14 protein-coding genes are annotated in these 13,538 nt (G+C 31.2%); 2 read left to right on the top strand and 12 right to left on the bottom strand.

The window, feature by feature from the left end; genetic code table 11:
* Positions 1 to 116: 116 nt before the first annotated feature.
* The gene (locus tag ABHQ57_RS04865) at positions 117 to 3,800 is read right to left on the bottom strand and encodes a reprolysin-like metallopeptidase (RefSeq protein ID WP_167713099.1); all 3,684 of its coding nucleotides are present in this window, start codon (positions 3,798 to 3,800) and stop codon (positions 117 to 119) included.
* Positions 3,801 to 3,886: 86 nt separating this feature from the next.
* On the opposite strand from ABHQ57_RS04865, the gene lipB reads away from it, so the two are divergent.
* Entirely contained in the window at positions 3,887 to 4,591 is a 705-nt protein-coding gene (lipB, locus tag ABHQ57_RS04870) for a lipoyl(octanoyl) transferase LipB (protein ID WP_047788602.1), read from the top strand.
* A gap of 47 nt (positions 4,592 to 4,638) precedes the next feature.
* Here lipB and ABHQ57_RS04875 read toward each other — a convergent pair whose 3' ends face one another.
* The 10 genes from ABHQ57_RS04875 to ABHQ57_RS04920 all read right to left on the bottom strand — a co-directional run bounded on the left by ABHQ57_RS04875 (position 4,639) and on the right by ABHQ57_RS04920 (position 12,260).
* Positions 4,639 to 5,283 (bottom strand): YceI family protein, encoded by a 645-nt coding sequence (locus ABHQ57_RS04875; protein ID WP_047788601.1) that lies wholly within the window; start codon positions 5,281 to 5,283, stop codon positions 4,639 to 4,641.
* Between the two features lie 65 nt (positions 5,284 to 5,348).
* Positions 5,349 to 5,801 (bottom strand): D-aminoacyl-tRNA deacylase, encoded by a 453-nt coding sequence (dtd, locus tag ABHQ57_RS04880; RefSeq protein WP_047788600.1) that lies wholly within the window; start codon positions 5,799 to 5,801, stop codon positions 5,349 to 5,351.
* A gap of 73 nt (positions 5,802 to 5,874) precedes the next feature.
* Complete coding sequence (gene rsgA, locus ABHQ57_RS04885) at positions 5,875 to 6,816, bottom strand: ribosome small subunit-dependent GTPase A (protein ID WP_047788599.1); 942 nt, start codon at positions 6,814 to 6,816, stop codon at positions 5,875 to 5,877.
* Between the two features lie 65 nt (positions 6,817 to 6,881).
* Positions 6,882 to 7,964 (bottom strand): bifunctional 3-deoxy-7-phosphoheptulonate synthase/chorismate mutase type II, encoded by a 1,083-nt coding sequence (locus tag ABHQ57_RS04890; RefSeq protein ID WP_047788598.1) that lies wholly within the window; start codon positions 7,962 to 7,964, stop codon positions 6,882 to 6,884.
* 11 nt (positions 7,965 to 7,975) lie between these two features.
* The gene (locus ABHQ57_RS04895; RefSeq protein ID WP_196781606.1) at positions 7,976 to 8,842 is read right to left on the bottom strand and encodes a prephenate dehydrogenase; all 867 of its coding nucleotides are present in this window, start codon (positions 8,840 to 8,842) and stop codon (positions 7,976 to 7,978) included.
* Positions 8,842 to 9,984, bottom strand: a complete 1,143-nt coding sequence (locus tag ABHQ57_RS04900; RefSeq protein ID WP_167713101.1) for a pyridoxal phosphate-dependent aminotransferase — start codon at positions 9,982 to 9,984, stop codon at positions 8,842 to 8,844. The genes ABHQ57_RS04895 and ABHQ57_RS04900 overlap by 1 nt, the downstream gene beginning before the upstream one ends.
* The gene (locus ABHQ57_RS04905) at positions 9,981 to 10,805 is read right to left on the bottom strand and encodes a prephenate dehydratase (protein ID WP_167713103.1); all 825 of its coding nucleotides are present in this window, start codon (positions 10,803 to 10,805) and stop codon (positions 9,981 to 9,983) included. The genes ABHQ57_RS04900 and ABHQ57_RS04905 overlap by 4 nt, the downstream gene beginning before the upstream one ends.
* Before the next feature lie 362 nt (positions 10,806 to 11,167).
* Positions 11,168 to 11,578, bottom strand: a complete 411-nt coding sequence (locus ABHQ57_RS04910; RefSeq protein WP_389862562.1) for a lipocalin family protein — start codon at positions 11,576 to 11,578, stop codon at positions 11,168 to 11,170.
* A gap of 38 nt (positions 11,579 to 11,616) precedes the next feature.
* On the bottom strand, positions 11,617 to 11,841 hold the full coding sequence (locus ABHQ57_RS04915; RefSeq protein WP_389862564.1) for a hypothetical protein: 225 nt from the start codon (positions 11,839 to 11,841) through the stop codon (positions 11,617 to 11,619).
* Positions 11,841 to 12,260, bottom strand: coding sequence for a hypothetical protein (locus ABHQ57_RS04920; RefSeq protein WP_389862567.1), 420 nt, complete (start codon positions 12,258 to 12,260; stop codon positions 11,841 to 11,843). Before ABHQ57_RS04920 ends, ABHQ57_RS04915 begins: the two co-directional genes overlap by 1 nt.
* Positions 12,261 to 12,580: 320 nt before the next feature.
* On the opposite strand from ABHQ57_RS04920, the gene ABHQ57_RS04925 reads away from it, so the two are divergent.
* Entirely contained in the window at positions 12,581 to 12,835 is a 255-nt protein-coding gene (locus ABHQ57_RS04925; protein ID WP_389862570.1) for a helix-turn-helix domain-containing protein, read from the top strand.
* Between the two features lie 228 nt (positions 12,836 to 13,063).
* Here the strand turns inward: ABHQ57_RS04925 and ABHQ57_RS04930 are convergent, their stop codons facing one another.
* Positions 13,064 to 13,498, bottom strand: coding sequence for a RadC family protein (locus ABHQ57_RS04930; protein ID WP_389862572.1), 435 nt, complete (start codon positions 13,496 to 13,498; stop codon positions 13,064 to 13,066).
* Positions 13,499 to 13,538: the final 40 nt, after the last annotated feature.

Raw genomic sequence — 13,538 nt, forward strand, 5'->3', positions numbered from 1 at the left:
GTGGTAAAATTACATAAAAAAAGGAATTAAGAAACAAGTTTAATAAATGAATATTAGATAAAAATAAAAAGCAAGCCAATTAGCTTGCTTTTTACTTTTCTGACATAGTTTATAACCTACTTAACAACTATTTTTCTTGTCACTTGTTTACCCGCATTTTCAACTTGTAATAAATAAAGTCCGCTTGTAGCTTTGGTTAATTGTATTTCTTCATTAAACTGACTAGAAATAGTTGAAAATTTTTGTGTTTCAAGTAATCTTCCCCTAAAATCAAAAAGTCTAATAATTGTTGATTTTTTATCTTTTACCTTGAAGTTTATTGTTAGCTTTTTATTTAATAGCGTGGGTGTTGGGCCTATTTTTAAATCATTAAACAACGTATTGTCTGTAGCAAAGCTTTCTTCAACGGTAATAGTATAGTCTTCTACCTCACCATTAAAATTTAATCCACAAGAATTAGGATTACTATTTACTTTTGTAGAAATTCTCATAGTTGTAGAACCTAATAAAGCATCTTCAGGAACGATAATAGAAAGAGTATTAGAAGTTAAGTCATAAGTTTCATTAGCATCAAATGCACAGTTTTGGTTCCAGTCTATCCAAGCAAATGTGTTTGTATTACTGTTTCCTGCTGTATTGATAGTGGTTGTTAAATCATAAGTTTCTCCTCTAACTACTTGGGTTGTTACTGATTTAAAATCAGAGTACCCATTTGCTTTATCAGAATTATTGTTGATACCATTAAAAGTAACATTAGTAATACTTAATTGAGACTCAGTGTTACCTGAAGAATTACAAAGGCTGTTGTTTACGTTTAAAAGGATATTTACTGATTTAGCCATTGAACCTGATGCTGCAGTAACAGTAATTGTGTAATCTCCTGTATCTACTTCTTTGGCGGTTAAATTACTTATTGTTAAGGTAAATTTTCCACTAGCATTCATACTAGTAGGGTTTGATGTTACATTTAGGTTAGTTGGTGATACTGAATAAGAAAGATTAACAGTTTCATTAAACCCATACAAAGCTGTATAATCAAAATCAAAGGTTACTTCATTTGTAGCTTGTTTACATACAGATAGGTCTCCTGTACTATTAGAAATAGAAAAAGTAGGTTCTAAAACTGTAATAGTATAATCTTCAACTTCACCATTAAAGCCCAAGTTACAAGAATTTGGGTCAGCGTCTGACCTTGTAGAAACTCTCATAATAGTTTCTCCTGTTGGGATGCCTTCAGGAACCGTGATTAAAATAGCGCTAGTAGAGGTTAAGTCGTAAGTTTCATTAGTATCAAAAACACAATTTTGGTTCCAGTCAATCCAAGCAAATGTTTTTACATTATCATTTCCAGCTGTATTAATAGTAGTTGTTAAGTTATAGTTGTTACCCCTAACTACCTCAGTGTTTTGACTGGTGAAGTTAGAATAACCAGTTGTTTTAGTAGAGTTATTGTTAATACTATTAAAGGTAACATTCGTAATGCTCAATTGCGATGCAATATTTCCAGAAGAATTACAAAGATTGTCATTTACGTTTAAAAGTATATCAACAGATTTAGTTATTGAACCTGACGTAGCTGTAACAGTAATTGTATAATCTCCTTTTGAAATATTTGTAAGGTTAGTTACCGTTAAGGTAAACTTACCGCTACTACTTATTGAAGAATTACTTAACGTAACAGTAGAGTTAGCAGGAGCTCCTGAGTAAGACAAATTTACTGTTTCATTAAATCCGTATAAAGCATTGTAGTCAAAATCAAAAACAAGCTCATTTGTAGCTATATTACATACAGATAAATCTCCTGTATTATTAGCTATTGAATATGTTGGAGCTGTAGGGAAAATGGTTAAATTGCTATTGTTTATGTTATAAAAAATATTATCTGAAGCTTCTACTAATATTCGTGCATTTGTAGTAGGGGTATCAGGTATAATAATATCTTCTGAACCGTCATTTGGTGTATTGTTTTTTAGAGTGATAGGGTAAGTAAGGCCTCCATCTGTTGAAAGTTTTATGTTTACATTAGCACAGTTAATAGGTGATTGGTCTGTAGTTCCTTTATTCCATATAATGGTTTGGGTTGAACCAACTCCCCAAGATACCGCAGAATTAGGAGATGTTACAGTAAAAGCTTCAGCGTTTGTAACAGTTATTTTTATATCATCTCTAGCTGAGCTACCTCCTCCTATATGATTATCTCTAACTGTAAAGGCGAAATCTAATTCTCTTGCCACAGAAGGTAAAACTTCCCATGTGGTAGAAGTATTACCACTTAATACGGTAGATAGTGCAGGCATGTATCTATCAGCTGATGAAGAAGGAAGTAATGATCTGAACATAGGACCTCCTGTATTTGTAGATAATGGAGACATGGTTGCTACTTCATTATCAATTTGTTCCCAAGTATAAGATAAAGATTCTGTTCCATCAACATCTGTAGCGGTTCCTTTTAAAACAAATGGTGTCGATTTAGGAATACTAACATTATTTCCCGCATTAGCTGTAGGAGCAGTATTACCTGTGTTTGAAGTGCTGGCACAATTCCCTGAACCTTGAATATGATTCCACATTTGAGCAATGCTAACCGCATGAAAATAGTCATCACTTACATTTTGTACATTTGGACCGCAAATACCAGCATATCCCATAATTGTTGAACCACTACCTGGTTCAACAGCAGTACTAGAGCTTCTATTCCCCTCACATGAATTATTAAATGTATGAGTAGCTCCGAATTGGTGTCCAATTTCATGAGCAACATAATCTATATCGTAAGTATCTCCTATAGGTCGGCTTCTTCCTGTAACTCCTTGAGCCTTATAGTTTGTAGCACAAACAGAGTTTAGCTGAGCTAGTCCTCCTGCTCCAGTACTAAACGTATGTCCAATATCATAATTAGCATCACCAATAATTTCATCACATTTTTCTTGACTTTCATCAATCAAGGTTCTGGCACTATCATTTGTTAAGCCATCTGTATCAGCATCTAAAAAGATTAAAGCATCATTATTGTCTACGATAACCATTCTTACAGCTAAATCTCTTTCATAAACCTCATTAACACGAGTAATTGTAGTATTCATAGCAGATAGTACAGCTGCTTTTTTTTCTGCATCACTAGCTGTAGATGGTACTCTTTGGTTGTTTATGTGAAACTGAGCATATTCACCTGTACAAGCAATGGCCATTCTATAGGTTCTTAAATTGCCATCATCAGCATTTCTTCGTTGATGTGGTGATATGTTATTTTTTTGTACAGTGTCTTCTACCTTACACGAAAATTCATCTTTGCTTGGAGGTAGACTACTTTTCTTATAAACAATATATTCTTTATAGTCTTTGGTGTATGGATTTATGTAGGAAGTACCTTCATTTGCTGAAGAAATAATTACGTGAACTCCATCTTTTCCAATACTTATCTTAGCCGAAGAAGAAGGATTGTCAATTCCTTGAGCTGAAAAAGATTTAATCATAGGGTATTTTTTAGCTAGGGAAGGAGCTAAATAAGAAGTTTCTTTTATAGAAAATCTTTCTAGTTGTCCGTTAGCATTAGGAAGCTGGATAATTTTTGAATTAGGTGTATTTTTAGATAATGAGCTAGGCAATGTATTTTTAAAGCCTTCTAAGTTTAAACTCATTAAAATGTATTCTTTAGGTAAAGTGTTATTTGTATTAAAAATTTCTTTCTTTTGTTGAGTAATGGCGTCTTTATGACTCCTTGTCCATAGTTGTTGTGAAAACAAGTTAGCTATTGATAAATAGAAAGCAAATAAAAAAGGAAGGGTACTTTTTTTAAACATGATTTTTGTTATTGATATGCGTTTAGTTTATAACAGTAAAACTCTAAATTTCCCTACCTTTGTAGGGTAGTTTAGCGCCACAATTTATGAATAAAAAAATAAGAATTAGTGATCTAGGAAGAAAAGATTACAAGGAAACATGGGATTATCAAACGAATCTTTTAGATGAAATAGTATCATTAAAAAGAGAAAGAAGAAATGGAGATAGTGAAATAGAAACTCCTAATTACTTTTTGTTTGTAGAGCACCCGCATGTGTACACCTTAGGAAAATCAGGAGATATAAAAAATCTTTTGTTGAATGAAGAAAAATTAAAAGAGAAAGAAGCAACTTTTTATAAGATTAATAGAGGAGGGGATATAACTTATCATGGACCAGGACAAATTGTTGGTTATCCAATTTTAGATTTAGAAAATTTTTTTACAGACATCCATAAATATTTACGTTTGTTGGAGGAATCAATCATTTTAACAATAGCAGAGTATGGGTTGGAAGGAGAAAGAAGTGAAGGAGAAACAGGTGTATGGCTTGGAGTAGGTACGCCGTTTGCTAGAAAAATTTGTGCCATGGGAATTAGAGCCAGTAGATGGGTAACTATGCACGGATTTGCTTTAAATGTGAATGCTAACTTAGGTTATTTTGATAATATTATTCCTTGTGGAATACGTGGAAAAGCTGTTACTTCAATGGAAGTTGAATTAGGTAGAAAGGTCTCGGAAGAAGAGGTAAAAGAGAAAATTATAAAACATTTTAAAGAACTGTTTGAAGTGGAAGAGTTTATAAAAGCATAAAAAAGGTTGACAATTGTCAACCTTTTTTTATGCTTTAGAACTAAAAATTATTTTTTAGCTTTGATTTCAAAAGAAATTTCCATTAAATCATTGATGAATTTGTCTTTTAAAGCAGCGTCAATTTTTTTAGACTTGTAAGTAACACCAAAGTCAGTTCTGTCAATACTAAAAGTATCACTTTTAAAAGTTACCATATCATCAGCTTCTGTAATAGTAGCAGGTATAGTAATACTTTTAGTAACGTCTTTAAGAGTTAAGTTCCCTGTAACGTGTACTTTTCCACCTTTTACTTCAGAGCTAGCTACTTGAAATTTAGCAGTAGGGAATTTTTCAACATCAAAGAAATCAGCATTTTTTAAGTGTCCCTCTAAATCTTCTTTACCGTCTCCAGCTTTTAAATCTTCACAAGAAATAGTAGTCATGTCAATAATGAACTCACCAGATTTTACGTTTCCGTTTTCGATTTCTAACGTTCCTTTACTTAAACTTACGACACCATTATGAGAACCAGTAGGTTTGCTACCTTTCCAAGCAACAGAAGATTCAGCGATGTTAGCCTTATAAGTATTAATAACATTCTCTGTTTTTGCAACTTCTTTAATTTCGTCACTAACAGTAGCCTTGTTTTTATCTGTTTTACAAGAAACAGCTCCAATTGCAACAAATGCAATAGCTAAAATTGTTTTTTTCATTTTTGTGTTTTTAATAATGATACTTAATCAGATACAAATATAATTAAAAATAATTCCCATGGAAATTATTTTTTATCTTTGGAATCAATAATGATAGTTATAGGTCCATCATTTAGCAACTCTACCTTCATATCCGCACCAAATTGACCTGTTTGTACTTTTTTACCTAAATCAACCTCAATTTGTTGAACAAACTTTTCATATAAAGGAATAGCAACATCAGGTTTGGCAGCTTTAATATAACTAGGACGATTTCCTTTTTTGGTAGAAGCGTGTAAAGTAAATTGACTTACTATAATAGCATCTCCATTTATATCTTTAATCGATTTATTCATAACACCTTCTTCGTCATTAAAAATACGAAGGTTTGTTATTTTGTTTGAGAGCCATTTAATATCATCAGGTGTATCTTCAGTAACAATTCCAAGTAAAATTAAAAGCCCCTGTTGTATTTTAGCTACTCTTTCACCTTCAATAGTAACGCTAGCTTTTGAAACACGTTGAATGACAATTTTCATTTTATATAAATTGTTGAATTTTTAAATATTTGAATGTTTTGAACCTTAGTGGAGATTAGACTAAAAAATTATATTACTCCCAAATGTCGGTTCTGTAGTGTTCTTCTTCGCCTTCTAAAATTTGTAGATAACTTTTATAACGAGACCAAGCTATTTCTTCATTTTCTAAGGCTTCTTTAACTGCGCACTGTGGTTCGTTAATATGAATGCAATTGTTGAATTTGCAGTTTTGTTTTAAAGCAAAAAACTCAGGAAAATAATCGCCTAATTCATCTTTGTCCATATCAACTACACCAAAACCTTTAATACCTGGAGTGTCTATAATGCGAGCATTAAAACTTAAATCAAACATTTCGGCAAATGTAGTAGTATGTTGCCCTTGTTTGTGTTGTTCAGAAATTTCTTTCGTTTTTAAGTCTAAAGATGGTTCAATAGCGTTAACTAAGGTTGTTTTTCCAACTCCTGAATGACCTGCAAACATACTTACTTTGTCTGTCATCATCTCTTTTATTTTATCAATATTGATGTTTTTAGTCGCGGAAACTTCAATACATTCGTAACCGATGGCTTCATAAATATCTTTTAAATACAAAATTTCGGCACGCTGCTCAATTTCGTAAGAATCAATTTTATTGAAAACTAATATAGTTTTAATTGAATAGGCTTCGGAAGTAACTAAAAAGCGATCAATGAAAGTCGTAAATGTAGGAGGGTTGTCAATAGTAATCAATAAAAACACCTGATCAATATTAGAAGCAATAACATGAGTTTGTTTTGAAAGATTAACAGACTTGCGAACGATATAGTTTTCTCGTTCATGAATATTAGTAATCAATCCTGTTTCTTCATCATTTTTAGTTTCTAACGAAAAATCAACAATATCACCTACAGAGATGGGATTGGTACTTTTAATTCCTTTGATACGAAACTTTCCTTTAATACGACACTTATATAGCTCGCCTTCAGATTTTACCCAATACCAACTTCCTGTAGATTTGTAAACTGTTCCTATCATAAAACAAAGATGAGAATAAATTAGAAAACTCAATGTAAAAATCCCGCTTTTGCGGGATTTAATATTTAGTTGTTGATAATTTTTTCTTGATGATTAATACTTTCTTGATGTATTGCTTTGAACATTTTAAGTACAAACTCTTCACTTAAACCACGTTCATCACCTTCTAAAATCATTTTGCCTAGTATCTCATTCCACCGTTTAGTTTGTAAAATAGCGACGTTTTTCTCTTTTTTTAACTGACCAATTGAGTCTGCTATTTTCATACGCTTTCCTAACATTTCAATGAGTTGATGATCTACTACGTCAATTTGAGTACGTAGCGTATTTAAAGCATTTCTGTACTCAGTTTCTGTATCTGTGGCTTTTCTAACTTTTAAATCAATCATCATTTGAATTAATGATTTAGGAGTAATTTGCTGAGCTGCATCGCTCCATGCATTATCTGGATCGTAATGAGTTTCAACCATTAAACCATCAAAGTTTAAATCTAAGGCAGTTTGACAAACATCGAAAATAATATCACGACGACCAGCGATGTGTGACGGATCACAAATCAGTGGTAAATCAGGGAAACGGTTTTGCAATTCAATAGGAATTTGCCATTCAGGGTTGTTACGGTACCTTGTTTTTTCATAAGTAGAGAATCCTCTATGGATAACCCCTAGTTTTTTAATGTTTTTAGCGTACAAGCGTTCTATGGCACCTAACCACAATGGTAAATCGGGGTTTACAGGGTTTTTTACTAAAACAATTTTATCTGTACCCTCTAAAGCATCTGCTATTTCTTGAACAATAAAAGGACTTACGGTAGTGCGAGCACCAATCCATAAGATGTCTACGTCGTGCTCAATTGCAAGTTTTACGTGATCTTTGTTGGCTACTTCAGTAGCAATTAACATTCCTGTTTCTTGCTTTGCTTTTTGTAACCATTTTAGCCCTAAAGCACCCACACCTTCAAAATTACCTGGTCTTGTACGAGGTTTCCAAATTCCAGCTCTTAAAACAGTAGCATCTGTATCTTTTAATTCGTGTGCAATTTGTAGTACTTGTTCTTCTGTTTCGGCGCTACAAGGTCCTGCAATTACTAGTGGATGCCCTAACCCGAAAGCATCTAACCATTTTTTTAACTCTTTTGTATTCTCCATTTTTGATATTCTTATTGTTGAGGTATTCCCTCTAAAATTCCATTTAATATTTGTTTTATATGATTGGTGTTTTCCATTTCTATATAGATTTCTGGAAAATCGTTGTTTTCTAATAAAGTTTTGAATTGTTGTAAGTTATGAATATATTCATTCAGAGACTCAATAACATTTTCTTTATTTTGCTCAAAAATAGGTGTCCACATTGCTGGTGAGCTTTTTGCTAAACGCACAGTAGAAGCAAATCCACTACCAGCCATATCAAAAATATCACGCTCGTTTTTCTCTTTTTCAATAACTGTTTTACCTAACATGAAAGAGCTGATATGTGATAAATGTGATACATAGGCTATATGCTTATCGTGCGATTTTGGATCCATGTATCGAATACGCATTCCTAATTTTGAAAATATATCTAATGCTTTTTCCTGTAATTTGAAAGCTGTTTTTTCTACCTCACAAATAATATTAGTTTTATTTCTAAATAAATTTGTCAATGCTGCATTTGGTCCTGAAAACTCAGTTCCAGCAATAGGGTGTGTTGCTAAAAAATTTCTTCTTTTCGGATGGTTTTTAACGGCATCACAAATTAGTTCTTTAGTCGAACCTACATCGAAAACCAAACAAGTATCAGAGATATTATCCAATGTTTTCAAAATAATCTCTCGTGAAACATCAACAGGAATAGCAATAATGACTATATCTGCATTTTTCAACTCTGAAAAAGTTGCTTTTTGATGGATAATCCTTTTCTCTAAAGCAAGGTCTCCATGCTCTTCGTTGGAATCTATTCCGTAGATAGTAGCATTTTTAAATCTTAGCTGAATGTCTAAGGCGAAACTTCCGCCGATTAATCCTAGTCCTATGATAAATACGTTCATTATATTCTGTTGATTGCTTCGTTAATTTTTTCTTCTGGAACGCATAATGAGAAACGAATATAGCCTTCTCCTTGATTACCAAAAATGGTTCCTGGAGCAGCGAAGATGTGTTTATTATATAGTAAATCATCAATCATTTCTTCAGATGTTTTTCCATCAGGAAGTTTGCACCAAACAAACATTCCAGACACGTTTTTATCGTAGGTACATCCTAATTTTTCTGCTAACTCAAATACTAGTTTTTGCCTTTTTTTATAGGTGTTGTTTAGCTGAGTAAACCAATCTTTGTCTAACTCTAATGCTTTAGTGGCTCCTTTCTGAATTCCATAAAACATACCTGAATCCATTTGAGTTTTTACTTTTAAAATTTCAGTTAAAAATTCAGGTTTACCTAATAACATTCCAACACGCCATCCAGCCATGTTAAAAGATTTACTTACTGAGTTTAATTCTAAAGCAACATCTTTTGCGCCTTCAATTTGTAAAATACTTTGAGGGTGTTCATTCAATATAAAGCTATACGGATTGTCATTTACAATAACTATGTTATGTTTTTTTCCAAAGCCAATCAACTTTTGAAAAGTTTCTTTGGTAGCATCAGCACCTGTTGGCATGTGTGGATAATTTACCCACATCAACTTTATTTTTGAAGTATCGAGTTTTTCCAAAGCTTCAATATCAGGTTGCCAGTTGCTCGCTTCTTCCAAATTGTAAAAAATTGGTTTTCCTCCCAATAAATTGGTTACTGAACTGTAAGTTGGGTATCCTGGATTAGGAATTAATACCTGATCGCCTTCATTTAAAAAAGCTAATGAAATATGCATAATTCCTTCTTTACTTCCCATTAAAGGAAGTACTTCGTTAGCAGGATTAATACTAACTTGATAGTTTTTATGATAAAAACTTGAAACAGCTTGTCTAAATTCAGGTAAGCCTTGATAACTCTGATAACTATGTGCTCCAGTATCTTGTAAACTATCTTGAATAGCTTTCAATACTGATGTTGGAGGTTGTAAATCAGGGCTCCCAATTCCAATATTTATGATTGGTTTACCTTCTGAAATTAATTGACGTACTTCTTGTAGTTTTTTAGAGAAGTAGTATTCTTGTACGGTTTGTAATCTATTAGCAAACTGTATCATAATCTTCCGTTTTTGTATTCACCTAATATTTTAAATTCTTCTGCCATAATTTGTATGATGGCTTTTGCTTTTTCGTAATCTTTATATTTTTCAAAAGTTACATCTACGAAAAAAGAGTACTTCCAAGGTGTCTCGATTTTGGGTAGCGATTGTATTTTAGTAAGGTTTAATTTACAGTCGCTCATTACATTTAGTACTGTAGCTAAACTTCCTCTTTTGTGATCTAGTTCAAATTTTAATGAAGCTTTATTGATTTCACTTTTACCATTTTTTGGAAGACTTGTTTGAAGAAATACAAAGCGAGTTGCGTTATTTTTAATCGTTTGAATTTCATCTTCAATAACTGATAATTTAAAAATATCAGCAGCCATTTTTGGTGCAATCGCTGCAATTCCTTTTAATTGTTGATCCGCGATTCTTTTTGCAACAGCAGAAGTGTCAACATCTTCAACTAACTTAATGTGTTTATGTTGTTTGAAAAATTCTTTACATTGTAGTAATGCCATCGGATGCGAACAAACCTCAGTAATGTCTTCAATTCGTTGGTCAGGTAACGCCATTAAATGATGATGTATAGACAAGTAATACTCACCAGAAATATGCAAATTGTACTTGTCAATTAGGGCATAGTTGGGTATTATTGAGCCTGCTATGGTGTTTTCTAAAGCCATAATTCCTTGCTCACTTTTTGAATTGATAAGGCTATCAACCAGTACGTCAAAAGATAAACATTCGTTTAAGTCGATATTTTCTCCGTAGTAGTTGTTTGCAACAATATGGTGGTTGCTTCCTTGTATTCCTTGAATGGCTATTTTTTTCATTTTAAATCAAAAAAAAAGCCTCGATAAATTCGAGACTTTGATTGGCTATATTATTTTTTGTTAGTTTAACAATATGATACAAAGTCTCGTCTCTTACTAAAAAAGTAAAAGTAAAAATAGAAACCTTGCCATACGTTTTGTAACATCATTGTATTTGTGTTCTTTGTACGGGACAAATCTTAGAAATAAATTTTACTAAACCAAACTTTTTTTGAAAAAAGTGTAAAAAAGAAAAAAGCTTCTCAAAAAATGAGAAGCTTTTCGCGGTCTGGACGGGACTCTCCATTTTTTTACTTTTGTTAATGTTATTGGGAGTTACAAAGGATTATATTTTTGATGTATGCCTAAATGTGTGCCTTTTCTTAATTAACACGAACAAAATATACTGTCTTAATATAACTTTCAATACCAGTTACTGTGAATTTAAAATTCATTTTATTTTCACTTACCTCAACAATTTGTTTATTGTTTCCTGGTAGGGTTAATTCATTATTTGATTCATTGTAAGAATAAGTCCCCTCAGATGTTCTTGCATCTTCACAATTTGTTCCAGAGTACTTAGTAAGGATAACTTGTTTATTAGATTTTAATTCTAAAGTTTCTTTTAAATCACAAGTTGACAAGGTTACTTCTTCAATACTTCCAATGGAGTATTCTTTAGTTTCTTTTATCTTATTCCATTTTCCAATAATTCCTGATTGTAAATTATCATCACTTCCCCCGCATGAGGTTAGAATTAAGGTAGTCATTAAAAATAAAATTACTTTTTTCATATTACTAATTTTTGATTATTACTATTTAAAATTTACTATTATAATAGAGTAAATATATTCTGTTGGGTTTTGATTTTAATTTTGAGTAAGATGTCAAGTTCAAAGTATAAATGGATGTATTCAATTAATTCTTCATTAAATACTTTAATATCTCCTTTTGTGTAGTTGTATACTTCATAACTCTTTTTTGTATCTACCAATTCTAAATCAAACTCCCAATTTTCATATTGCATGCCAATTCTAAAAGGTAGTTTATTAGTCATTATACAAATACTTTATTTTTTCTTTGATTTATTGGGATAGCTATTTTGAAATCTATAGTACTGTCTGTTCTGTTGTTTAGATGAATAGCTATATCATTTTGAATGCAGAACAAATCTGAGTTACCTCCTAACACATCTTCTAATAAAAACTCATCTTCACTACTAGCAAATGAATTTATAAATTCAATTAAGTAATTAAGATTATTTTGACTTGTATTATATGTTATAGCTAATAATTCATTTTCATAAAAGCTTAAATAAGTTTTAACTGCTATTATGTTATTAGGTAAGTATAATTCATTACATCTATTGCTTTTATAGTATTCAACTTTGTTTGAATGAGTTGTTAAATGAATTAAATCAATATTGTTTTCTTCAAATGAGCTTCCTAATTCATAATGTATATACTTAGATATCATGTTAAAAGATTAAATTCCAGAAATACAAAAAGAGAGTAGTAGTAATAGAAGTAAAAAACCATATTATTAAAAACATAACTAAATTTCCTATAATATTACTCTCTTCTTTTTCTCCCAATAACTTTTTTATATGAGGTAAGTTTTCCCTTAACTCATTTCTTTCTTGTTTCTTTTTTTCAAGTTTACTATGAGTCACGAGAAAAATTATCCAAGAGATGAATAAATTAAAATATATCATTTTGTTAAAAATGTTGTCATAAACGGCATTAACTTAAACAAATATAACCCTTTTATTGACTTGTCAAATAAGACAAGTTATAATGAGTCAGGATTTAAAACAGCTACAAATTTCAATTCAGAAAAAAGTAGGTAATAACATTCAAAATATTAGAGAAGAAAAAGGTCTATCACAAGTAGATTTGGCTAGTAAGATGCTTGGTAGGTTTGATACTACTAACATTTCTAGAATAGAATCTGGCAGAACAAATCCTACACTTTTTACCTTGTATAGAATTAGTGAAGCTTTAGAAGTTTCATTAACTGAAATAGTAAATTTTTCTTTAGAAGAAAAATAAGAAAAAGCTATTATAGTAGAATTTGCTTAAAAGAATTATTATACCTTTTATTGCATTAATTTATATAGTTTCTGGTAGGAATAAAAAAGGATTTTATAATAAAAAAAGCTATTATTAATTATCTGCAAATTAATTCGTTTTTATAAAAACTTCTTCTTAGAGTTATTTCATTCATCCACTTATACATGTGAATACTGTAGAAATTGCAAATATTGCAAGTTTGGCAAACTACAATAATCCTTCATCTGCAAAACTCAAATGTTCATCCTTGGTAATTATTAAGTGATCTAAAAGCACCATGTCAAAATAACTACATGCCTTTTTTATTTTGTTAGTAATTTCAATATCAGCCTTACTTGCTTTTAAATTTCCACTAGGATGATTGTGACACATAATTATACTATGTGCATTACATTTTAAAGCTACACTTACAAGTAATTTTACATCTACAACTGTGCTATTTGTTCCTCCTTTAGATAATTCAAATATGCCCAATACCATATTGGCTCGATTAAGTAAAATTACTTTCATTTCTTCTTGTAATTCAATTAAATCTTTATTCCATTTCTCAGCAACTAGATTGTAAGCATCTGCGCTATTTTGTATTTTGAACTTATTACTATTCCTACTAGAATAGGAAATTTTTATTTCAGCTACTTTCATAAATTTAAAATTATAAATCTGTCCAGCATTCGTAATTACT

The organism is Tenacibaculum sp. ZH5_bin.1 (genome assembly GCF_042865525.1).
Taxonomy (GTDB): Bacteria; Bacteroidota; Bacteroidia; order Flavobacteriales; family Flavobacteriaceae; genus Polaribacter; species Polaribacter mesophilus.